The organism is Micromonospora sp. WMMA1998 (assembly GCF_027497375.1).
In the GTDB taxonomy this organism is placed as follows: Bacteria; Actinomycetota; Actinomycetes; order Mycobacteriales; family Micromonosporaceae; genus Micromonospora; species Micromonospora sediminicola.
Window position 1 is genome coordinate 3,529,303 of the sequence record NZ_CP114911.1, and the last position, 22,297, is coordinate 3,551,599.

Below are 22,297 nucleotides of genomic sequence, written 5' to 3' on the forward strand. Positions count from 1 at the left end.
TCCGGCCTACCGTGGGGCGCGCACCTGCTCACGCCGTAGCCGCTCCCGGCGACGGCAACCGACCCCAGGAAGTGACGATGCGCGACGAGTTCCGGGCCGACCTGCAGATTGTCAGCCAACTGCTGGTGGACATGGCCGAGGCGGTGCGCGCGGCCATGCGGCAGGCCACCAGGGGGCTGCTCACCGCCGACCGCGCCGCGGCCGAGACGGTGATCGCGCGGGACGCCGAGATCGACGACCTCTACCGGCACGTGGAGGAGCGGGTCTGCGACCTGCTCGCCCGTCAGGCGCCGGTCGCCTCCGACCTGCGCGCGATGATCACGGCGCTGCACGTGGCCGCCGATCTGGAGCGGATGGGCGACCTGGCCGACCACGTGGCCAAGACCGCGCTGCGCCGGCACCCCTCGCCGGCGGTCCCGGCCGAGCTGCGGCCGGTCTTCACCGACATGGCCGGCATCGCCGACCGGATGGCCGAGAAGATCGGCGCGGTGCTGGCCAAGCCCGACGCCGACGTGGCGGCGGAGCTGGACCGGGACGACGACGCGATGGACGACCTGCACAAGAGCCTGTTCGGCGTGCTGCTCGGCGACGACTGGCCGTACGGCGTGGAGACCGCCATCGACGCGACCCTGCTGGGCCGCTTCTACGAGCGTTTCGCCGACCACGCGGTGAACGCCGGCGAGCACGTGGTCTACCTGATCACCGGTTCGCCGTCCAGCTGACCCCGCCCCGCGTGAAGGAAGGGCCCCTTCTTAACCAGCCCAGCGTTAAGAAGGGGCCCTTCCTTACACCCTCAGCGGCCCTGGTTGGCGACTGCGGCGGCGGCGTCCTTCGCGGCCTCCGGGTCGAGGTACGTCCCGCCGAGCACCTGCGGGCGCAGGTCCGCGTCCAGGTCGTAGCGCAGCGGGATGCCGGTGGGGATGTTCAGCTTGGCGATCGCGTCGTCGGAGATCTGGTCGAGATGCTTGACCAGCGCCCGCAGCGAGTTGCCGTGCGCCGCCACCAGCACGGTCCGGCCGGCCAGGATGTCCGGCACGATCGAGTCGTACCAGTAGGGCAGCATCCGCTCGACGACGTCCTTGAGGCACTCCGTGCGGGGCATCAGCTCGTGCGGCAGCAACGCGTACCGGGGGTCGCCGACCTGCGACCACTCGTCCGTGTCGTCGATCGGCGGCGGCGGCGTGTCGTACGACCGGCGCCAGAGCATGAACTGCTCCTCGCCGTACTCGTCCAGGGTCTGCTTCTTGTTCTTGCCCTGAAGCGCGCCGTAGTGGCGCTCGTTGAGCCGCCACGACCGGCGCACCGCGATCCAGTGCCGGTCGGCGGCGTTCAGCGCCAGCTCGGCGGTGCGGATCGCCCGGCGCAGCAGGCTGGTGTGCACCACGTCCGGCAGCAGGTCGTGCTCGCGGAGCAGCTCGCCGCCGCGCCGCGCCTCGGTTTCGCCCTTGGCGGTCAGGTCGACGTCGACCCAGCCGGTGAAGAGGTTCTTGGCGTTCCAGTCGCTCTCGCCGTGCCGCAGCAGGACCAGCGTCCCGATGGTGGGCCCTTCGCTCGCAGTCATGCGGATCATCCTGCCGTACCGGCCCGGCGGACACGCGGGGACCGGTGGTGACGACCACCACGTGGAAATGCGGATGACCGGCGTTCCGGGGCGGGACTAGGTTGTAAGGCATCCGGCAGAGGTCGGTCATTACCGAGCGGGGGCGTCGGCATGCGGACGGTGCGGGGCTGGTTCCAGGAGACGGCGGGCGGGCTGCCAAGGGCGTTCTGGTACCTCTGGACCGGCACCCTGATCAACCGACTCGGCTCGTTCATCCTGGTCTTCCTCGCCATCTACCTCACCCAGGAGCGCGACTTCTCCGCCTCCCAGGCGGGTCTGGTGATCGGGCTCTGGGGCGTCGGCGGCGCGGTCGGCACCACCGTCGGCGGCACGCTGACCGACCGCTGGGGTCGCCGGCCCACGCTGCTGACCGCGCACCTCGGCGCGGCCACCATGATGGTCGCGCTGGGCCTGGCCCGGCCGCTCTGGGCGGTGGCCGTGGGCGCGTTGCTGCTCGGCACGTTCGCCGAGGCGGCCCGCCCGGCCTTCGGCGCCATGATGGTCGACGTGGTGCCGGAGAAGGACCGGCTGCGGGCCTTCTCGCTGAACTACTGGGCGATCAACCTCGGCTTCGCCTGCGCCGCGGTCCTCGCCGGCTTCGCCGCCCAGGCCGGCTACCTGCTGCTCTTCCTGGTGGACGCGACCACGACGGTGGTCACCGCCCTGATCATCTTCACCCGGGTCCGGGAGACCCGGGCCACGCCCACCGGCCCCGTCGTCAGGGGCGCGTCCGCACCCGCCGGCGCGCTGCGGACTATCCTCGCCGACCGGGTCTTCCTCGGCTTCGTGGCGCTCAACCTGCTCGCCGCGCTGGTGTTCCTCCAGCACATCTCGATGCTGCCGATCGCGATGGGCGACTCCGGGCTCAGCCCGGCCACCTACGGCTCGGTGATCGCGCTCAACGGCGTGCTCATCGTGGTCGGCCAACTCTTCGTGCCCCGGCTCATCAGGGGCCGGAGCCGCTCGCACGTGCTGGCGCTCGCGGCGCTGGTGATGGGCGTCGGGTTCGGGCTCACCGCGTTCGCCGACACGGTCTGGCTCTACGGCCTGACCGTGCTGATCTGGACGCTCGGCGAGATGCTCAACTCGCCGTCCAACGCCACGCTCATCGCGGAGCTGTCACCGGCCGCGCTGCGCGGCCGCTACCAGGGCGTCTTCTCGCTCTCCTGGCAGCTCGCCGGCGCCGCCGCGCCGATCCTCGGCGGCCTGGTGCGCGAGCACGCCGGCAACAGCGCGCTCTGGCTCGGCTGCGCCGGCATCGGCGCCGTGGCGGCGGTCGCCCACCTGGTCTCCGGCCCGGCCCGGGAGCGGCGCGCGGCCCGGCTCCGCGCCGTCGGCACACCGGTCACGCCGGTCACCGCCACCCACACCCCGGCGCCGGAAGCGGCCGAGGCCGCGGCCACCTCGCCCGCCGAGCCGGTCCGGGTCGGCTCCTGAGTACGCCCCCGCGTGCCGGCCGCCGGAGCGGCGGATACGGTACGCGGGGGCATCGGTAAGGAAACTTTCCTGGAGGACGGGTGCGCGGCCTGCGGCGCTGGTGGGACGACACGGCCGGCGGGTTGCCCGCCACCTTCTGGTACCTCTGGTCCGGCCTGCTGATCAATCGGGCCGGCGCGTTCGCGCTGCTGTTCCTCTCGCTCTACCTGACCGCCGCGCGGGGTGCCTCGCCGACGCTGGCCGGGCTGGTGGTCGGCGCGTACGGCATCGGGGGCGCGGCCGGCACGCTGCTCGGCGGGGTGTTGGCGGACCGGTGGGGCCGGCGGGCCACCCTGCTCGCCGCGCACCTCACGGCGGCCGGCCTGATGGCAGCGCTGGCGTTCAGCCGGCACCTCGCGGTGATCGCCGTGCTCGCCGCCCTGGTCGGGGTGGCGCATTCGATGCCCAGCCCGGCGTTCGTGGCGGCCATCGTGGACGTGGTGCCGGAGGCCCGTCGGTCCCGCGCCTTCAACCTCCAGTTCTGGGCGTTCAACCTGGGCATGGCGGTGGCGTCGCTACTGGCCGGGGTGCTCGCCGAGGCGAGCTTCCTGGCGCTGTTCCTGGTCGACGCCGGGGCCACGCTGGCGGCGGCCGTGGTGATCGCGCTGAAGGTGCCGGAGACGTTGACCCGCCGGCCGGCGGTCACCCCGCACGCGGTGGTGGGGCGGCGTCCCGGCCTGCACACCGCGCTGACCGACCGCACCTTCCTCACCTTCGTCGGGCTGACCTTCCTGCTGGCCGTGCTGACCATGCAGACGTCGACCATCATGCCGCTGGCGATGCGCGCGGACGGGCTGCGTCCGTCGGCGTACGGGCTGGTGGTGGCGCTGGGCGGGGCGCTGATCGTGGCCGGGCAGCTCTTCGTCCCACGGCTGATCGAGCCGTACCGCAGGTCGACGGTGCTGGCCGTGTCCACCGGCCTGATGGCGCTCGGATTCGGCACGCTGACCGTCGCCGACGGGCTGCCGCTCTATCTCGGCGCGGCGGTGGTCTGGACGGTCGGGCAGATGCTCGCCGCGCCGCCGAACGCGCAGATCAACGCGGACCTGGCCCCGCCCGAGCTACGGGCCCGTTACCAGTCGGTGTTCTACCTGACGTTCCCGGCGGCGTCGTTCGTGGCGCCGGCGCTCGGCGGGCTGAGCCTGGAGCACCTCGGCGAGCGGCACTGGCTGGTGGTGGGCGGGTTGGGCCTGGTCGCCGCGGCCGGGCACCTGCTCGCCGGGCCGCCTCGGGAGCGCCGGGTCGCGGCGCTGCGGGCGGCGACGCGGCACCCGGTCCGCGCGCGCTGAACCGGGCTCAGGAACGGCCGAGCGCCCACCCCGACCCCCGTCGAGATGGACGCTCGTACCGTACGCCCGGCGGCGGCGGGCGACACTCACCCCCGTAAGCGTCGCCCGCTCGCGCCGCCGGTTCCACGGGCGGCACCGTCCCCCAACGGTGTGCTCCACCCGATCTTCGCGTCTCGCCTGCGCGGATCTGATCGATCCGCCGCTCCCCCGAACGAAAACAAGCGTGACGCGGTGCAATAAAGTTAGTTCGACCGGATTCCGGATTCAACCCAGATCGCTGTCTCGCCCGTCACAGCGTGTGTGGCGGTGATCCGGCTGTCCCTGCTCCGGTCTCTGGGATGGCCAACACGGGGTTCCCGGCGACCATTCCCACAAACCTCAGCCGTCCTCGCGATTCGGGTTCTCGGTCCGGAAGAAGTTGCTCTGCCGACCGTCCCGCATCTGCTCCTGGTAGATCAGGTTCAGCCGCCGCGAGTCGAACGTCCGGAACCAGTCGTCCCAGGTGACCTCCCGGATCCGGCTGCTCTCCCGGTAGCCGGGGATGTTGAACGTCAGCACCCCGGGCCGGTCGCCGCGCTCGGTCCCGGCGATGGTCGCCGGTTTCGCGCCCCGCGCCCGCGCCCACCGCTGGATCACCTCGTGGTTGCGGGTGACCAGGCTCCGGCCGGGACGTTCCGGACGATCCGCGAGCGAGGTGATGAGCTGCGACGACCCGATCGACCGGCTGGACGCCGGACCGAGCGTCGGCGCGGCCTGCGCCCGCGCGGATGCGGCCTTCCGCGCCGGGGCCGCCTTGGCCCGCGAGGGGGCCGCCTTCGCCCGGGAAGGAGCTGCCTTGGCCCGCGACGGAGCTGCCTTGGCCCGCGAGGGGGCCGCCTTCGCCCGCGACGGAGCTGCCTTGGCCCGCGACGGAGCAGCCTTGGCCCGGGAGGGCGAAGCCGTCGCGCGGGCTGACGACGCCTTTCGCGCCGGGGCGGCCTTCGCCCGCGCGGCGGTCGCCTTCGCGCGGGCGGGAGCCGCCCTGCGCGTACCCGTCGCCTTGGCCCGGGCGCCGGTGGCGCGGGCGGCCGGCGCGGACTTGGCCGGAGACGTGGCCTTCCGGCGGGCCGCCGTCGTCTTCTTCGCGGCGGCGGTCTTCTTCGCCGCCGTGGTCTTCTTCGCCGCCGGGCGACCGGCCGGGCCGGTGCTTCGCCGGGCGGCGCCGCCGCGACCCTCCGACCGCATGGTCCGGGCCAGGGTCTTCACCAGCTCCGGCTTGCGCAGCGCGGAGGTCCCGGAGACCCCACGCCGGCGGAGCTGGCTCCGGATGTCGTCGACCTTCATCCGGGAGATGTCGGACTCCGACACCCTCGGGGTGTTCGGCGTCTGGTTACCGGGTTGCCGCTTGGTCCGGGTCGCGGTCGTGCCGCGACCTGAGCTGTTGCGCTGAGCCATGGGACACGCTCCTCGACAGTCCGTCCTCGGCTCGCGGTGGGTCCCCACACACACTCCGCACCGCGCGGTGCGGCATACCCGTCAGGAGGACTCCGAACCTCCGGCGGCCGAGCCGGCCGGCGTCGAGGGCTCGAAGAGGTGGGCGAACGCGGCCAGGTTGGCGGTCGACTCGCCCCGCTTGACCCGCCACTCCCACTCCCGTCGGATGGCCGTGCCGAACCCGATCTCCAGCATGCTGTCGAACGACTCGTCGGCGTAGGTCAGCACCGAGCCGAAGAGCCGGTCCAGCTCGTCGGCGTCGAGTCCGGCCAGGTTGACCCGGCCGGTCAGGTAGACGTCGCCGACCGTGTCGATGGAGAACGAGACGCCGTACATCCGCGCGTTGCGCTGCAACAGCCAGGCCCACAGCTCCTCGCGCCGCTCGTCGGGCTGGCGCATCACGAACGCCTCGATCCGCAGCGCGTGCTCACCGACGATCAGGTTGCAGATCGTCTTGAGCTTGTGCGTGCCGGGCAGGGTCACCGCGTACGACGCCTCGCCGGTGGCTTCCCACTCCAGCTCCCGCTCGGCACAGACGGCCTCGATCAGCGCGGCGACCTCACTCCTGCGGCTCATCGCACCCACTCTACGGTCGCCCGGCCCGCCCCGCCCGACGGCGACGGGTCACCAGGAACAGGTGAGGGCCGGGTCACCGAGCCGGCCGGCCAGCCGGGCCCGGTGCTCGGTGATCGCCTCCCCGTAGACCGCGAGCAGCCCGGAGACGGTCCGCTGCCAGGAGAAGGCGCGGGCGTGCCGCTCGGCGCCCCGGGCCAGCGAGGCGCGGCGCAGCCGGTCGGGCAGCAGGCGGGCCAGCGCCCGCGCCCAGTCGACCGGGTCGTGCCCGTCGATGAGCATCCCGCTGACTCCGTCGCGTACGGCGGTGACCAGCCCGCCCACGGCGGCGGCCAGCACCGGCGTGCCGCACGCCTGGGCCTCCAGCGCGACCAGCCCGAAGGACTCGTTGTGCGACGGCACGGCGACCAGGTCGGCGGCGCGGTAGAGATCGGGCAGGCGGTCGCCGGTCTGCGGCGGGAGGAAGCGCACCCGGTCGGCGACGCCCAACGAGTGGGCCAGCTCCATCAGGGCGGTCGGCCGCTCCAGGCCGCTGCCGCTCGGGCCACCGCAGATCACCACGGTCACCTCGTCGGCCAGCGCGGGCTCCCGCTCGCGCAGCGCGGCCACCGCGCGGACCAGCACGTCCGGCGCTTTGAGCGGCTGGATCCGGCCGACGAACGCCACCACGTGCCCGTCGGTCGGCAGGCCGAGGCGGCGGCGGGCGGCGCGGGTCGCGGCCTCCCGGTCACCGGCGGCGGGACGGAACCGGTCCAGGTCCACGCCCGGCTCCACCACGGCCACCCGGCCGGGCTCGGCCGCGTACCGGTCGAGCAGGTCACGGGCCTCCACCCGGGTGTTGGCGACCAGCCGGTCGGCCTCGGTGACCACCTGCTCCTCACCGATCACCCGGGCCTTCGGCTCGGGCCGGTCCCCGCTGGCGAGCCGGGCGTTCTTGACCTTGGCCAGGGTGTGCGCGGTGTGCACCAACGGCACGCCCCAGCGCTCCTTGGCCAGCCAGCCGACCTGGCCGGAGAGCCAGTAGTGCGAGTGGATCAGGTCGTAGTGGCCGGGCGGGCGGGCCGCCTCGGCCCGCAGCACACCGGCGGTGAACGCGCACAGCTGGCCGGGCAGTTCCTCCTTGGTCAGCCCCTCCAGAGGCCCGGCGGTGACGTGCCGGACGGTCACCCCGGGCGCCATCTCCACCACCGGGGGCAGGTCGCCGGAGGTGGCCCGGGTGAAGATCTCCACCTCGACGTCGGCCTCGGCCAGCCGTCGGGCGACCTCCAGGATGTAGACGTTCATCCCGCCCGCGTCGCCCGTGCCCGGCTGGTGCAGCGGCGAGGTGTGCACCGAGAGGGTGGCGATGCGGCGCGGCCGGGGCCACGGCAGGGCGCCTCGCTGACGACCGACACCGGTGTGCAACTCCGCCACGTCCGCTCCCTCTGTCACGGTTGATGCCGTCCCGCACGACCGGCGCTTCTCGGTCAACCCGTACGCCGGGTGTCATCTTCCCCATCGGGGTTCGGAAATGCCTGCGGCGGGTTCCCCGGCGTGACGGACCTCATCACGGCGGGCAGCGGGGCGGCGGGAGAGAATGTCCGGATGACCTCAGTCGCCATCGTCACCGGAGCGTCCAGCGGGATCGGGGCGGCCACCGCCCGCCGGCTGGCCGCCGAGGGTTTCCACGTGCTCGCCGCCGCGCGGCGTACCGACCGGCTGGCCGCGCTGGTCGCCGAGATCGAGGCGGCCGGCGGCGCGGCCACCGCGGTGGCGTGCGACGTGACCTCGGACGAGTCCGTCGCCGGCCTGGCCGCCGCCGCCGACGCCGCGCCCGGGCCGGTCGCGCTGCTGGTGAACAACGCCGGCGGCGCACGCGGCCTGGACCCGGTCGAGACCGCCGACGTACGCGACTGGCAGTGGATGTACGACGTCAACGTGCTCGGCACGCTGCGGGTCACCAAGGCGCTGCTGCCCGCGCTGGAACGGTCCGGCGCGGGCACCGTGGTGATCGTCAGCTCCACCGCCGGCCACGTCGTCTACGAGGGCGGCGGCGGCTACACGGCCGCGAAGCACGCGCAGACCGCCGTCGCCGGCACGCTCCGGCTGGAGCTGTGCGGCCGGCCGGTCCGGGTGGTCGAGATCGACCCGGGCATGGTGCGGACCGAGGAGTTCGGCCTGGTCCGGTTCGGCGGGGACGCGGACCGCGCCGAGGCGGTCTACGCCGGCGTCGCCGAACCGCTGGTCGCCGACGACGTGGCCGACTGCGTCGCGTGGTGCGCCACCCGGCCGCACCACGTCAACGTCGACCAACTCGTGGTGCGCCCGCTGGCCCAGGCCGCCCAGCACAAGGTGCACCGGACGTCCTGACCGTGGAACCGCGCCGGCCGCTCGGGGTGGTCACCCGGGGCACGACGAATCCGAACCGGCTCCGGCGGGTGGACAACTGGATCGTCGAGACCTGCGGGGACGCGCTGCGCGCCGCCGCCGACCCGCTCGTGGTGGACCTGGGCTACGGCGCCACCCCGGTCACCCCGCTCGAACTGCGGGCCCGGCTCGCCGCCCGGGTCCGCGCGGACGTGCGGGTGGTCGGGCTGGAGATCGATCCGGTACGCGTGGCCGCCGCCGAGCCGGCCGCGGACCCGCCCGGGCTCACGTTCGCCCGGGGCGGCTTCGAGCTGGCCGGTTTGCGCCCGGCGTTGGTGCGGGCCTTCAACGTGCTGCGCCAGTACGACGAGAGCGAGGTGGCCGACGCCTGGCGGGCGGTCACCGGACGGCTGGCGCCGGACGGCCTGCTGGTCGAGGGGACCTGCGACGAACTGGGTCGGCTCGGCGCGTGGGTGCTGCTCGACGCGGCCGGACCGCGCACGCTCACGCTGGCCGCGAAGCTGACCGCGCTGCAGAGCCCGGCGACGCTGGCCGAGCGGCTGCCGAAGGCGCTGATCCACCGCAACGTGCCCGGTGAGCGCGTGCACGACCTGCTCGACACGCTGGAACAGGCCTGGCGCTCCGCCGCCGGCTACGCCCCCTTCGGCCCCCGGCAGCGCTGGCTGCGCGCCGTGGCGGCGGTGAAGGAGTCCGGCTGGCCGATCCAGGACACGCCCCGCACCTGGCGCCACGGCTACCTCACCCTCCCCTGGTCCACCGTCGCCCCCTCCTGACGGCCCCGCGGGGCGGTCAGATGGTGCAGTTGACGAGGACGGGCTCCGGGTGGAGGGGGACGCCGAACCGGGCGTGGACGCCGTCGCGGATCTCGCGGGCCAGGGCCACCAGGGCGGCGGTGCTGGCCGCGCCGGAGCGGTTCGTCAGCGCCAACGTGTGCTTGCCGGAGATGGCGACGCCCTCCGGGCCGGCGTACCCCTTGCCGAAGCCGGCCTTGTCGATCAACCAGGCGGCGCTGACCTTCACCACGTCGCCGGCGCCGGGCCAGTGCGGCGGCTCGCCGAGCTCGGCCGCGCGCTCCCGGAGCAGCTCGTACGCCTCGCGCTCCAGCACCGGGTTGGTGAAGAACGAGCCCACCGACCAGGTGTCCGGGTCCGCCGCGTCGAGCACCATGCCCTTGCCCGCCCGCAGCCGGCGCACGGTGGCCCGGGCGTCGGCCAGCGGCACCCGGTCGCCCACCTCGACACCGAGCGCCCGGGCCAGCTCGGCGTAGCGGACCGGACCGGAGAGCGGCGAGCGGGTGAGCCGGAAGTCGACCGAGAGCACGACCCAGCGGTCGCTGTACTTGAAGATGCTGCCCCGGTAGGCGAACCCGCAGTCCGCCGCCGCCATCCGCACCACCTCGTGGTGCGTGCGGTCGTACGCCTCGACAGCGACGATCGTCTCGGCCACCTCCTGGCCGTACGCGCCGACGTTCTGGATCGGCGTCGCGCCGGCCGAGCCGGGGATGCCGGAGAGGCACTCCAGACCCGACCAGCCGCGCTCGACGGTGGCCGCGACCAGGTCGTCCCAGGGCTCGCCGGCGGCGACGCGTACGGTGACGGTGTCGCCTTCCTCGGCGACGACCCGGAACCCGCGTGAGCGGACGAGCACGACGGTGCCCGGGAAGCCCTGGTCGCCGATCACCACGTTGCTGCCGCCGGCGAGCACCAGCACGGCCTCCTCGCGGGCCTCGGCCTCGCGCACCTTCCGCACGATCTCGTCGGCGTCGGTGGCGATCTCCAGCCGGCCGGCCGGACCGCCGAGGCGTAGCGTGGTGTAGCGCGCCAGGGAGGCCGGATCGGTCGGGCCGGCGGCGGTCGTCGGTTCGGCGTAGACGTCTGACACGCCTTTCACCCTAGGCTGAGGGGTAGCCGCGGCACCCACTGGTGGCCCGGTCACCCCCGGGAGGATGGCGATGAGCAGACTGCACCACACGAAGGACTTCTGGATCGGCGCGCTGCGGACGGAGGGTCCGGCCTTCGCCGCGGCGGTGTCGGAGGCGCCTCCCGAGACACCGGTGCTGTCCTGTCCCGGCTGGACGGTCACCGATCTCGCCCACCACCTGACCAGGATCTACGTCTGGGCGGGCACGGTGCTGACCGCCGGTTCCACCAGCCGGCCGGAGCGGCGCGACCCGGAGCCGCCGGCCGGTCTGACCCCGGCCCAGTGGTACGTCCAGGAGTACGAGCGCCTGAACGCGCTCTTCGACGCGCTGGACCCGGAGGCGCCGGCCTGGAACTTCGCGCCCCAGCCGAAGAAGGCCGGTTTCTGGCCGCGCCGGATGGCGCACGAGACGGCGGTGCACCGGTGGGACGCCCAGCTGGCCATCGCGGCGGGTGAGCCGATCGAGGCCAAGCTCGCCGCCGACGGGGTGAGCGAGGTGCTCGACACCTGGCTGCCGGCCGGCCGGCGGACCCGACCGGGCCAGTGGCACGGCGTGGTGCAGCTGACCGCGACGGACGCCGCGCAGGAGTGGTACCTGCGGCTGCGTGGCGAGGGGATCGCGCTGCTGGACACCGCGACGATCCTGGACCACGACGACCACCGGGCCCGCGCCCAGGTCACCGGCACCGCCAGCGACCTGCTGCTGGCGCTGATGGGCCGGGTCAGCTTCGACACGTTGGGGGTGGCCGGCGACCGCGGCCTGCTGGACGGCCTGCGGGTGGGCTGACACAGCACCCGATACCGGGCGGAGAGGGGCGGTCATCGCCCCTCTCCGCTTTTTTCGGACGCTCTGAGAGCGCTCTCTTGACAGGATGGGGGCCACCCAGCACGCTGTCGTGAGAGCGCTCTCTTAGTACCGGAACCGCCTTCCACCACCCGTTACGACCCCGAGAGGTCAGGACAGCATGCTCACCTTCACGCGCCGTCGACTGGCGGCGGTGGCCCTGGTCGCCGCCACCGCACTGCTCGGCACCACCGGCTGCGGCGGCGGCGACGAGGCCGCCTCCGACGGGCCGATCACCCTCACCGTCGACACCTTCGGCCAGCTCGGCTACGCGGATCTCTACCAGGAGTACATGGCCAGCCACCCCGACGTGAAGATCGTCGAGCGGGGCACCGGCAGCAACCTCGACGAGTACTCGCCCAAGCTCACCCAGTGGCTCGCCGCGGGCAAGGGCGCCGGCGACATCGTGGCCATCGAGGAAGGGCTGCTGGTCGAGTACAAGGCCAACCCGCAGAACTTCGTCAACCTGCTCGACCACGGCGCGGGCGAGCTGAAGGGCAACTTCCTCGACTGGAAGTGGAACCAGGGCCTCACCGCCGACGGCAAGCAGCTCATCGGCCTCGGCACCGACGTCGGCGGCATGGCCATGTGCTACCGCAAGGACCTGTTCGCCAAGGCCGGGCTGCCCACCGACCGGGAGGCCGTGTCCAAGCTCTGGCCCACCTGGCAGGACTACATCAGGGTCGGCGAGCAGTTCACCGCGAAGAAGACCGGCGCCGCGTTCCTCGACGCCGCGACGAACACGTTCAACACCATCCTGCTGCAGAACGCCGGCAACACCACCGGCTACAGCTACTACGACACCAGCAACAACCTGGTCGTGGGCAGCAACCCGGCGGTACGCCAGGCGTACGACACCACGATGGACATCATCGACTCCGGCCTCTCCGGCAAGTACGGCTCCTGGTCGGAGGAGTGGGTCTCCGCCTTCAAGCAGTCGAAGTTCGCCACCATCGCCTGCCCGGCCTGGATGACCGGGGTGATCGAGGGCAACGCCGGCCCGGCCGCCAAGGGCAAGTGGGACATCGCCCAGATCCCCGGCAACGGCGGCAACTGGGGCGGCTCGTTCCTCGCCGTGCCGAAGCAGAGCAAGCACCAGGCCGAGGCGATCGAGCTGGCCAAGTTCCTGACCAGCGCCAAGGGTCAGATCGGCGCGTTCAAGGCGAAGGGCCCGCTGCCCTCGTCGCCGCAGGCGCTGGCCGACCCGGCGATCCTCGACTCGAAGAACGCCTACTTCTCCGAGGCCCCCGTCGGCAAGATCTTCGCCGAGGGCGCCAAGAGCCTGAAGCCGGTCTACATGGGCCCGAAGAACCAGGCCGTCCGCACCGAGGTGGAGAACGCCGTGCGCACCGTGGAGCTGGGCAAGCGCTCCCCGCAGCAGGGCTGGACCGACGCGGTCGCCAACGCCGAGAAGGCCGCCGCCAAGTAACCCGAGCAGCGCGTGCGGGCGGTCCCGGTGACGGGTGCCGCCCGCACGGCGGAAAGGAGTCCCGGGTCATGGCCGTCCAGCTCGACGCCCGCCCGCCGGTCGCACCGGCACCCCGACACAGCCGTCCCGCACGGGGTGCCCGGCTCAGCCGGTTCGACACGAAATACTCGCCCTACCTCTACATCGCCCCGTTCTTCCTGCTCTTCGGCGTCTTCGGGGCCTACCCGCTGGCGTACACGTTCTGGGTCTCGCTGCACGACTGGGACCTGCTCGGCGCCGAGCACCCGTTCATCGGGTTCGACAACTACAGCCAGCTGCTCGCCGACCCGGACTTCTGGCACTCGGTGGTCAACACGCTGGGCATCTTCGTCATCTCCACCGTCCCGCAGCTGCTGGCCGCGCTCTGGCTGGCCAACCTGCTCAACCGACAGCTGCGCGCCCGCACCACCTGGCGGATGGCGGTGCTGGTCCCGAACGTCACCTCGACCGCCGCGGTGGCGATCGTCTTCGCGGTGCTCTTCGGTCGCGACTTCGGCATGATCAACTGGCTGCTCGACCATGTCGGCGTGAGCGCGATCGACTGGAAGGCGAACAGGTTCGCCGCCTGGGTCGCCATCTCCACCATGGTCGACTGGCGGTGGACCGGCTACAACGCGCTGATCTTCCTGGCCGCCATGCAGGCCATCCCGCGCGACCTGTACGAGTCGGCGTCGATCGACGGCGCCGGCCGGGCCCGGCAGTTCTGGTCCATCACCGTGCCGCTGCTCAAGCCGACGATCGTCTTCGCGGTCATCATCTCCACCATCGGCGGCCTCCAGCTCTTCACCGAGCCCCGGATGTTCAACTCCGGCACCAACGCGATCCGCGGCGGGCCGCTGCGCGAATCGCAGACGGTGACCATGTACATGTTCGAGAACGCCTTCGCCCCGCACTACAACTTCGGCTACGGCTCGGCCATCGCCTGGCTGCTCTTCGCGCTGATCGCGATCGTCGCGGCGATCAACGTGCTGCTCCTGCGCCGGCTCGGCGGCGGCTCCCGCAAGGAGGTCTCCCGATGAACCGCCTCTGGTCGGCCAGCCGACTCACCTACCTGGCGCTGACCATCTCCGCGCTGCTGTCGATCTTCCCGATCTACTGGATGTTCGTGGTGGCCAGCCGCACCAGCGACGCGATGGGGCAGGTGCCGCCACCGCTCACCCCCGGCGGCAACCTCGGCGCCAACATCGCCCGGCTGTTCGACAACACCGACGCCTACTTCCTCACCGGCCTGATCAACTCGACGATCGTGGCCGTCACGGTGACCGTCTCGGTGGTCTTCTTCTCCACCCTGGCCGGGTTCGCGTTCGCCAAGCTGCGCTTCCGTGGCCGCAACGCGCTGCTGCTGGCGATCATCGCCACCATGATGGTCCCCACCCAGCTCGGCGTCATCCCGCTCTACCTGCTGATGACGAAGCTCAACTGGAACGACCGGCTGCCCGCCGTGATCGTGCCCGCGCTGGTCACCGGCTTCGGCGTGTTCATGATGCGCCAGTACGCCGGCCAGGCGGTCAGCACCGAGCTGATCGAGGCGGCCCGGATGGACGGCTGCAACACCGCGCGGATCTACTGGAACGTGGTGCTGCCCGCGCTGCGCCCGGCCGCCGCCGTGCTCGGCCTGCTCACGTTCATGACCACCTGGAACGACTTCCTCTGGCCCTACGCCGTGCTCAACGACCCGGAGAACCCGACCGTGCAGCTGTCGCTGCGGGCCCTCTCCGACGGCTACTACCAGGACATGTCGCAGGTGTTCACCGGCACGGCCATCGCCACGCTGCCGCTGCTGCTGGTGTTCGTCGTCTTCGGCCGCCAGATCATCGGCGGCATCATGGAAGGTGCGGTGAAGGCATGACGGGTCTCCGTTTCCCCGAGGGGTTCGTCTGGGGGGCGGCCACCGCCGCGTACCAGATCGAAGGCGCCGCCCGCGAGGACGGTCGCGGCCCGTCCGTCTGGGACACCTTCAGCCGTACGCCGGGGGCGGTGTTCCAGGGCCACACCGGCGACGTGGCCTGCGACCACTACCACCGGTACGCCGACGACGTCGCGCTGATGGCCGAGCTGGGGCTGCGGGCGTACCGGTTCTCGGTCGCCTGGCCGCGCGTGCGGCCGGACGGCACCGGCCCGGTCGAGCCGCGCGGCCTGGACTTCTACGACCGGCTCACCGACACGCTGCTGGACGCCGGCATCGACCCGATCGTCACGCTCTACCACTGGGACCTGCCGCAGGGGCTGGAGGACCGGGGCGGGTGGACCGTCCGGGAGACCGCCGAGCACTTCGCCGACTACGCGGTCGCCGTGCACCAGCGGCTCGGCGACCGGATCCGCACCTGGACCACGCTCAACGAGCCGTGGTGCTCGGCCTACCTCGGCTACGGCAACGGGGTGCACGCCCCGGGGCGGGGGGACGCCGGGGACGCGTTCCGGGCCGTACACCATCTGCTGCTCGGCCACGGCCTGGCGGCGCGGGCGCTGCGCGCGGCCGGCGCGGAGACGCTCGGGATCACGCTCAACCTGGCCGACGTGCAGCCGGCGGACGCCGGCAGCGCCGCGGACGCCGACGCGGTCCGGCTGGTCGACGGCCTGCACAACCGGATCTTCCTCGATCCGCTCACCGGCGCCGGCTACCCGGAGGACGTGCTGGCGCACGTGAGTCGGATCGTCCCGACCGACTTCGTCCGGGACGGCGACGAGAAGATGATCGCCGCGCCGCTGGACCTGCTCGGCCTGAACTACTACTCGCCCACCTACGTGGCCGGCCGGGCGGACGGCGGCGGCAGCGACGCGTACCCGGGCACCGCCGGGTCGGTCGAGTTCCTGCCGGCGACCGGGTCGCTCACCGACATGGGCTGGTCGATCGAGCCGGCCGGACTGACGCGACTGCTGGAGCGGGTGGCGGCCGACCACCCCGGGCTGCCGCTGATGATCACCGAGAACGGCGGCGCGTTCCCCGACTCGGCCCGGGACGAGTCGGGCCGGGTGGCCGACACCGACCGCACCGCCTACCTCGACGGGCACCTGCGCGCGGCGCACGCCGCCATCGCCCGCGGGGTCGACCTGCGCGGCTATCTCGTATGGTCGTTGCTGGACAACTTCGAATGGGCCGAGGGTTACCGGAAGCGCTTCGGGATCGTCCACGTCGACTACCTGACCCAGCGGCGCACACCCAAGCAGAGTGCCCGCTGGTACCAGGAGGTGATCGCCCGGAACGGGCTGTGACGAGGTGGTGGTAACGGGGATGACGACGGCACAGCGGCCGACCCTGGAGGCGGTGGCCCGGCGGGCCGGCGTGTCCCGGGCCACGGTCTCCCGGGTGGTGAACGGCTCCACCACCGTGGCCGAGTCGATCCAGCAGGCGGTGCGCCGGGCGGTCGAGGAACTCGGGTACGTCCCGAACCTCGCCGCCCGCAGCCTGGTCACCCAGCGCACCGACTCGATCGCGCTGGTGATGCCCGAGGCGGCCACCCGGGTCTTCTCCGACGACCAGGTCTTCCCGGGCATCATCCGGGGGGCGGCGCAGGAGCTGGAGGCGGCGGACAAGCAGCTCGTGCTGATGCTCGCCGGTTCGCCGGCCGGGCACGAACGGGTCGAGCGGTACACCACCGGGCGGCACGTCGACGGCGTGCTCTTCGCCTCGCTGCACGGCGAGGACCCGCTGCCCGGCCGGCTGGCCCGGCTCGGCATCCCGGTGGTGTGCAGCGGTCGTCCGCTCGACGGCGCCGACGTGCCGTACGTGGACGTGGACCACGAGGGCGGTGTCACCCGCGCGGTGGAGCACCTCATCACGACCGGGCGGCGACGGATCGCCACCATCGCCGGGCCGCAGGACATGGTGGCGGGCATCGAGCGCCTGATCGGCTACCGTGCCGCGCTCGCCGCCGCTGGGCTGCCGGAACGGGTCGCGTACGGTGACTTCACCCGCGAGTCCGGCACCGCCGCGATGCGCGAACTGCTCGCCGCCGACCCGGAGCTGGACGCGGTGTTCGCCGCCTCCGACCTGATGGCACACGCGGCCATGCGGGCCCTGCGCGAGGCCGGCCGGCGGGTGCCCGAGGACGTCGCGGTGATCGGGTTCGACGACATCGAGACGGCCGCGTACACCGAGCCGCCGCTGACCACGGTGCGGCAGCCAATAGTGGAACTGGGGCGGTCGATGACCCGGCAGCTGCTGCGGATCGCGGCGGGCGAGGACGTCGAGCAGGCGCTGGTGCTGCCCACGGAGCTGGTGCTGCGCGATTCCGCGTAAGGAGGGGCCCCCTGTTAACGCCTCCGGTAGAGGAGGGGGCCCCGCTTAACAAACCGGTCGCGACGCCGACGAGGCGTGGCTAGGGTCGCGCGGATGACTGACGTCGAGATCCGTCGTGCCCGTGCCGAGGACGCGCCCGCCGTAGTGGCGTTGCGCGCGATCGTCTTTCCCTACCTGGTCCGGGGTGTCGCGTCGACCCGCCGGATGATCGCCGAGCCGCCGCCCGGCGAGGACTGGGCGGCCTGGGTCGCCGAGGCGGACGGGCAGGTGGTCGGCTGGGCGTCGGCGTACCGCAACATTCAGACCTCGACGCCGGGCGTGGGTGAGATCTCCACCCTGCACGTCCATCCCGACCACCGCGGCCGGGGCGTCGGCACCGCGCTGTTCGACGCCGCGCTCGGTCACCTGCGGACCCTCGGGTCGACCCGGGTCCTCGCCAACGCGCGCGCCGAGTCGTTGCCGTTCGCCCAGCGGCACGGCTTCACCGCCAGTCGGGAGATGCGCTACTCGGCGCTCGATCTGGACCCGGCCCCGCCGATGCCCGAGCCGCCGCCCGGCGTACGGCTGCTGCCGACCGCCGGGCTCGACCCGCGCCGGGTCCACCGCATCGACGCCGAGTCGGCCCGGGACGAGCCGGGCGACGTGCCGACCGACGCACTCGACTACGACCTCTGGCTGCACGAGTGCTGGGAGAACCTGGGCCTGGACCGGGAGGCCAGCACGGTCGCCGAGGTGGACGGCGAGCTGGTGGCGTTGAGCCTGGTGAAGCGGGACGGGGACCGGATGTGGTCGGACTTCACCGGCACGCTGCCCGCGTACCGGGGGCGGGGGTTGGCCCGGCTGACCAAGCAGGCCGCGCTGCACGTCGCCGCTACGCGCGGGGTGCGGACCGCGTACACCTCGAACGACGAGGCGAACGCGCCGATGCTGGCGATCAACGCCCGCCTCGGCTACCGGCCGGTGGACAGCCAGTGGTCGTGCCGGCGCACGCTCAGCTGAGCCCGGCGGCGACCCGCACCGCGGTCGCGTACGTGTCCGCGCCGAACAGGACCAGCCGGGCCTCGACGACGTGCGCCGGGGTGGCCGCGTGCAGCACGGTCAACGCCTGGGTCACCGCGTCCTCCACCGGCCAGCCGTAGATCCCGGCCGAGATCAGCGGAAACGCGACCCGGGTCGCGCCCAGCCCGTCGGCGATCCGCAGGCTGTTGGCGTAGCAGTCGCGCAGCAGCGCCGACCGGTCCTCGCGCGGGGAGAAGACCGGCCCGACCGTGTGCACCACCCAGCGCGCCGGCAGCTCGCCGGCCGTGGTGGCGACCGCCTGGCCGGTGGGCAACCCCCGGCCGTAGCGGGAGGCACGCAGCGCCCGGCACTCGGCCAGGATCGCCGGCCCGCCGCGCCGGTGGATCGCGCCGTCCACTCCCCCGCCGCCCAGCAGGGAGGAGTTGGCGGCGTTGACGATCGCGTCGACCCGCTGCGCGGTGATGTCCCCCTCGATCAGCACCGTGTCCATCTCAGCGCTCCTCGACGTGTCGACCGAGCGACCGGCGGGCCAGCAACGCGGCCCCGGCGACGGCGGCCGGCATGACCAGCACCGCGCCGAGCGGGATCAGGAAGCACAGGAAGACCGCCACCCCGAAGCCGAGCGCGGTCGGCCGGTCGGCCCGCAGCCGCGCCCGCCGGTCCGGCAGCCGCATCCCGCGCCGGTAGAACGGCGCGCCGACCAGTTCCAGGGCCAGGAACCAGCCACCGACCAGAGCACCGACCACCGGCACCACCGTCTGGCCCACCAGCGGGATGAAGCCGGCCGCGAACAGGGGTACGCCGATCAGCGCGGACAGCGCCACCAGGCGCAGCGAGTCGGCGACGCTGCGCCGCATCGAGGACCAGAACGGCACGTCCACCTTGCCCGGGGTGCCGCCGAGCCGGTCCTCGACCCGCTCGGAGATGGCCTCGTAGAACGGGTCACCGACGACGAGCGTGACGGCGGTGAACGTGAGCACCCCGACCAGCCCGGCCACCCCGACGACGGCCAGGCCGGCGGCGACCCGGAGCAGCCCACGCCAGGCCGACGACCAGTCGTCGGCGAACGGGGTGAGCCAGGCGGCCAGGTCGTCCACGAAGTACAGCAGCGCGGCGAACAGGGCCAGGTAGAGCGCGCCGGAGATCAGCGCCGGCACCACGCCGAGCAGCATCAGCTTCGGGCTGCGGACGTACATGCCGAAGCCGCGCAGCAGCAGGCCGGCGCCGCCGAGGAAGCGGGTGGCCGCGCCGGCGACGGGCGCGACGGTACGGGAGGCGTTCACGACGGCACAGCCTAGTGGGCCGCCGCACGCCGCCCGGGTGTTAGGAAGGGTCCCCTCCAATCCGTATGCGTTAAGAGGGGGCCCTTCCTTACACAATGGGGGGGTGCGTGCGTCGCGGCTGATCTCGTTGGTGCTGCTACTCCAGTCGAGGGAGATGATGACGGCCGCCGAGCTGGCCCGCGAGTTGGAGGTGTCCGAGCGCACCGTCTACCGCGACGTGCAGGCGCTCTCCGCCGCCGGTGTCCCGGTCTACGCCGACCGTGGCCGGGCCGGCGGCTATCGCCTGCTCGGCGGCTACCGGACCCGGCTGACCGGGCTGAGCCGGGACGAGGCCGAGGCGCTGTTCCTGGCCGGCCTGCCCGGGCCGGCCGGGGACATGGGGCTCACCGACGCGGTGGCGGCCGCCGAGCTGAAGGTGCTGGCCGCGCTGCCGCCGAGCCTGCGCGACGCGCCCGCGCGGACCGGGCAGCGGTTCCACCTGGACGTGCCGGGCTGGTTCCGGGAGACCGCGCCGCCGCCCCGGCTGGCCGAGCTGGCCCGGGCGGTGTGGCGGGACCGGACGGTCGAGCTGCGCTACCGGCGCGGGGACCGGGAGGTGACCCGCACGCTCGCGCCGTACGGGCTGGTGCTCAAGAACGGGGTCTGGTACCTGGTCGGACGTGTCGGCGACGGCTGGCGGACGTACCGGGTGGACCGGGTGGTCGACGTCGAGGTGGGCGCGGAGGGCTTCGACCGGGACGAGGACTTCGACCTCGGGGCGTACTGGCGGGAGCAGGCCGGCGCGTTCCTGCGCGAGCTGCTCCGGGAACGGGTCACGGTGCGGCTCGGCCCGGCCGGCCTGCGGGTGCTGCGCCACCTGGTGGACGCGCCGTTCGTCTACGAGGAGGCGGTCGCCGCGGCCGGCCGACCCGACGAGCGGGGCCGGCTGGTGCTCCGGCTGCCCGTCGAGTCGGTCGACGTGGCGTACGCCCAACTGCTGGCGCTCGGCCCCGAGGTCGAGGTGCTCGCGCCGCCGCGGCTGCGGGCCCGGTTCGCCGAGGCGGCCCGCCGCGCGGCGGCGCTCTACGCGGATGAGACCGGTCAGCGGTAGCCGGCGTCGTCGGCCGGCCGACCCGGCTTGACCACCTCCTCGTGGTAGCGGGCCCAGTGCGGGCGGGTGCCGTCGAGGTCGGTGAAGCCGTACACCTGGGCCAGACCACCGCTGTCCAGCGACTGGCCGTTCCAGCGGGCCCGGTCCGGGTCGGCGGCGAGCGCGGCGACCGCCCGCCCGACGAACGCCGGCGTCTCGGACATGACGAAGTGCGGCTCGGTCTTCGCGCCGTCGCGCCAGGTCGTCTCGGTGACGCCGAAGTGCTCCAGCATCGCCTCGGAGCGCAGCCAGCCGGGCGTCAGCGCGACGGCGGTGCAGCCGTACGGGGCCAGCTCGTGCGCCTGGCTGAAGCCGAGCCGGTTCACCGAGACCTTCGCCAGGTCGTAGAAGACCGACAGGCGGTACTCGCCGTCGTTGTACTCCTTGGTGCCGTCGCCGATCTCGACGACCAGCCCGCCCGGGTTGCGGATCAGCAGCGGCAGCGCGAAGTGACTGGTGATGATGTGGGTGTCGACGGCCAGCCGCAACGTGCGGAAGCCGGCGTCGAGGGGCTGCTCCCAGACCGGCTTCTCCCAGGTGATCAGCGGGTCGGCGCCCCAGATGTCGTTGACCAGCACGTCGAGGCGGCCCTGTTCGGCGTCGATCCGCTCGACCAGGCGGCGTACCTGGTCGGGGTCGAGGTGGTCGACCGCGACCGCGATGCCGGTGCCGCCGGCGGCGGTGACCAGCTCGGCGGTCTCCTCGATGGTCTCCGGCCGGTCCATCTCCGAGCGGCGGTCCCGGGTGGTGCGGCCGGTGGCGTAGACGGTGGCGCCGGCGGCGCCGAGCTGGACGGCGATCTGCCGGCCGGCGCCCCGGGTCGCGCCGGCGACGAGCGCCACCTTTCCGGTCAGTGGTGAGTTCATGCGACCACCGTGTCACCGATACCTGACAGCCGAAGTCCGGTTTTCCCGATCGCGCCGTATCGGCGATCATGACGGCATGCACCTGCTGCTCTCCGGGATCGTCGGCTCGGTCGCGTACGGGCTGGCCGGGCCGGGCTCGGACACCGACCGGATCGGCGTCTTCGCCGCGCCCACGGTCGCGTTCCACGGCCTGCACCCGCCCCGGGAGTCGGTGGTGACCACCGACCCGGACGTCACGCTGCACGAGGCGCGCAAGTACGCGCTGCTGGCGTTGAGCGGCAACCCGACCGCCACCGAGCTGATGTGGCTGCCGGACGACTGCTACGAGACCCGCACCGACCTCGGCGAGCGGCTGATCGCCATCCGCTCGGCGTTCCTCAGCGCCTCCCGGGTCCGGGATGCCTACCTCGGCTACGCCTCGCAGCAGTTCCGCAAGCTCACCACCGCCCCGCCGGACGTCGGCGGCCGGCGGCGCTCGGCGAAGCACGCCCGCCACCTGGCCCGGCTGCTGCACCAGGGCCGGGTGCTCTACGCGACCGGGGTGCTGGAGATCCGGCTCGCCGACCCGGGCTGGTTCCGGGCGTTCGGCGAGCGGGTGGCCGGCGGCGCGCTGGGCGAGGCACAGGCCCTGGTGGCCGACGCCGAGGCCGAGTTCGCCCGGGTGCGTTCGCCGCTGCCGGAACGACCGGACGAGGAAACGGCGGAACGCTGGCTGCTCGACGTCCGGGCGGCGCACCTGCCCGGCTGAG

22 protein-coding genes are annotated in these 22,297 nt (G+C 73.2%); 14 read left to right on the forward strand and 8 right to left on the reverse strand.

The window, feature by feature from the left end:
* The first annotated feature begins 77 nt into the window (after positions 1 to 77).
* Positions 78 to 722 carry a phosphate signaling complex protein PhoU gene (gene phoU / locus O7600_RS15845; RefSeq protein WP_091569299.1) on the forward strand — a complete coding sequence of 215 codons (645 nt, stop codon included), beginning with the start codon at positions 78 to 80 and terminating at the stop codon, positions 720 to 722.
* 71 nt (positions 723 to 793) lie between these two features.
* Here phoU and O7600_RS15850 read toward each other — a convergent pair whose 3' ends face one another.
* Positions 794 to 1,561 carry a phosphoglyceromutase gene (locus O7600_RS15850; RefSeq protein ID WP_281588134.1) on the reverse strand — a complete coding sequence of 256 codons (768 nt, stop codon included), beginning with the start codon at positions 1,559 to 1,561 and terminating at the stop codon, positions 794 to 796.
* Positions 1,562 to 1,711: 150 nt separating this feature from the next.
* Here O7600_RS15850 and O7600_RS15855 point away from each other — a divergent pair, with 150 nt between their 5' ends.
* Positions 1,712 to 3,037: an MFS transporter gene (locus tag O7600_RS15855; protein WP_281588136.1), complete on the forward strand. Its 1,326-nt coding sequence runs from the start codon at positions 1,712 to 1,714 to the stop codon at positions 3,035 to 3,037.
* Between the two features lie 80 nt (positions 3,038 to 3,117).
* On the forward strand, positions 3,118 to 4,365 hold the full coding sequence (locus O7600_RS15860; RefSeq protein ID WP_281588138.1) for an MFS transporter: 1,248 nt from the start codon (positions 3,118 to 3,120) through the stop codon (positions 4,363 to 4,365).
* Positions 4,366 to 4,743: 378 nt separating this feature from the next.
* Here O7600_RS15860 and O7600_RS15865 read toward each other — a convergent pair whose 3' ends face one another.
* The 3 genes from O7600_RS15865 to mshA all read right to left on the reverse strand — a co-directional run bounded on the left by O7600_RS15865 (position 4,744) and on the right by mshA (position 7,824).
* Positions 4,744 to 5,688 carry a hypothetical protein gene (locus O7600_RS15865; protein WP_281594172.1) on the reverse strand — a complete coding sequence of 315 codons (945 nt, stop codon included), beginning with the start codon at positions 5,686 to 5,688 and terminating at the stop codon, positions 4,744 to 4,746.
* A 192-nt stretch (positions 5,689 to 5,880) separates the two neighbouring features.
* A complete protein-coding gene (locus O7600_RS15870) occupies positions 5,881 to 6,414 on the reverse strand; it encodes a YbjN domain-containing protein (protein ID WP_091569278.1) in 534 nt (177 codons plus the stop codon).
* 48 nt (positions 6,415 to 6,462) lie between these two features.
* Positions 6,463 to 7,824: a D-inositol-3-phosphate glycosyltransferase gene (mshA, locus tag O7600_RS15875; protein ID WP_281588140.1), complete on the reverse strand. Its 1,362-nt coding sequence runs from the start codon at positions 7,822 to 7,824 to the stop codon at positions 6,463 to 6,465.
* Between the two features lie 171 nt (positions 7,825 to 7,995).
* On the opposite strand from mshA, the gene O7600_RS15880 reads away from it, so the two are divergent.
* Positions 7,996 to 8,760, forward strand: a complete 765-nt coding sequence (locus tag O7600_RS15880; RefSeq protein WP_281588142.1) for an SDR family NAD(P)-dependent oxidoreductase — start codon at positions 7,996 to 7,998, stop codon at positions 8,758 to 8,760.
* Positions 8,761 to 8,762: 2 nt separating this feature from the next.
* Positions 8,763 to 9,551 (forward strand): class I SAM-dependent methyltransferase, encoded by a 789-nt coding sequence (locus tag O7600_RS15885; RefSeq protein ID WP_281588144.1) that lies wholly within the window; start codon positions 8,763 to 8,765, stop codon positions 9,549 to 9,551.
* A gap of 16 nt (positions 9,552 to 9,567) precedes the next feature.
* Here O7600_RS15885 and O7600_RS15890 read toward each other — a convergent pair whose 3' ends face one another.
* Positions 9,568 to 10,659, reverse strand: coding sequence for a UDP-N-acetylmuramate dehydrogenase (locus tag O7600_RS15890; protein ID WP_281588147.1), 1,092 nt, complete (start codon positions 10,657 to 10,659; stop codon positions 9,568 to 9,570).
* A 70-nt stretch (positions 10,660 to 10,729) separates the two neighbouring features.
* Between O7600_RS15890 and O7600_RS15895 the strand changes: the two genes are divergently transcribed.
* From O7600_RS15895 to O7600_RS15925, 7 genes are all read left to right on the forward strand, one after another.
* Complete coding sequence (locus tag O7600_RS15895) at positions 10,730 to 11,485, forward strand: maleylpyruvate isomerase family mycothiol-dependent enzyme (RefSeq protein WP_281588149.1); 756 nt, start codon at positions 10,730 to 10,732, stop codon at positions 11,483 to 11,485.
* A 178-nt stretch (positions 11,486 to 11,663) separates the two neighbouring features.
* Positions 11,664 to 12,971, forward strand: coding sequence for an extracellular solute-binding protein (locus O7600_RS15900; protein ID WP_099163531.1), 1,308 nt, complete (start codon positions 11,664 to 11,666; stop codon positions 12,969 to 12,971).
* Between the two features lie 68 nt (positions 12,972 to 13,039).
* Complete coding sequence (locus O7600_RS15905; RefSeq protein WP_099163530.1) at positions 13,040 to 14,029, forward strand: sugar ABC transporter permease; 990 nt, start codon at positions 13,040 to 13,042, stop codon at positions 14,027 to 14,029.
* A complete protein-coding gene (locus tag O7600_RS15910; RefSeq protein WP_091569244.1) occupies positions 14,026 to 14,859 on the forward strand; it encodes a carbohydrate ABC transporter permease in 834 nt (277 codons plus the stop codon). The genes O7600_RS15905 and O7600_RS15910 overlap by 4 nt, the downstream gene beginning before the upstream one ends.
* A complete protein-coding gene (locus O7600_RS15915; RefSeq protein WP_281588154.1) occupies positions 14,856 to 16,223 on the forward strand; it encodes a GH1 family beta-glucosidase in 1,368 nt (455 codons plus the stop codon). Before O7600_RS15910 ends, O7600_RS15915 begins: the two co-directional genes overlap by 4 nt.
* A 19-nt stretch (positions 16,224 to 16,242) precedes the next feature.
* Positions 16,243 to 17,250, forward strand: a complete 1,008-nt coding sequence (locus O7600_RS15920) for a LacI family DNA-binding transcriptional regulator (RefSeq protein WP_281588157.1) — start codon at positions 16,243 to 16,245, stop codon at positions 17,248 to 17,250.
* Between the two features lie 93 nt (positions 17,251 to 17,343).
* Positions 17,344 to 18,249: a GNAT family N-acetyltransferase gene (locus O7600_RS15925; RefSeq protein WP_281588160.1), complete on the forward strand. Its 906-nt coding sequence runs from the start codon at positions 17,344 to 17,346 to the stop codon at positions 18,247 to 18,249.
* On the opposite strand, the gene O7600_RS15930 is transcribed toward O7600_RS15925, so the two are convergent.
* Positions 18,242 to 18,760, reverse strand: coding sequence for an O-acetyl-ADP-ribose deacetylase (locus O7600_RS15930; RefSeq protein WP_281588162.1), 519 nt, complete (start codon positions 18,758 to 18,760; stop codon positions 18,242 to 18,244). The two genes, O7600_RS15925 and O7600_RS15930, sit on opposite strands and share 8 nt — an antisense overlap.
* A 1-nt stretch (position 18,761) precedes the next feature.
* A complete protein-coding gene (locus tag O7600_RS15935) occupies positions 18,762 to 19,553 on the reverse strand; it encodes an EI24 domain-containing protein (protein ID WP_281588164.1) in 792 nt (263 codons plus the stop codon).
* A gap of 103 nt (positions 19,554 to 19,656) precedes the next feature.
* On the opposite strand from O7600_RS15935, the gene O7600_RS15940 reads away from it, so the two are divergent.
* On the forward strand, positions 19,657 to 20,643 hold the full coding sequence (locus O7600_RS15940; RefSeq protein WP_281588166.1) for a WYL domain-containing protein: 987 nt from the start codon (positions 19,657 to 19,659) through the stop codon (positions 20,641 to 20,643).
* Here the strand turns inward: O7600_RS15940 and O7600_RS15945 are convergent.
* Entirely contained in the window at positions 20,634 to 21,548 is a 915-nt protein-coding gene (locus O7600_RS15945) for an SDR family oxidoreductase (protein WP_281588168.1), read from the reverse strand. The genes O7600_RS15940 and O7600_RS15945 overlap by 10 nt on opposite strands.
* Before the next feature lie 58 nt (positions 21,549 to 21,606).
* Between O7600_RS15945 and O7600_RS15950 the strand changes: the two genes are divergently transcribed.
* Positions 21,607 to 22,296, forward strand: coding sequence for a nucleotidyltransferase domain-containing protein (locus O7600_RS15950; protein ID WP_348651382.1), 690 nt, complete (start codon positions 21,607 to 21,609; stop codon positions 22,294 to 22,296).
* The last annotated feature ends 1 nt before the right edge of the window (position 22,297 follow it).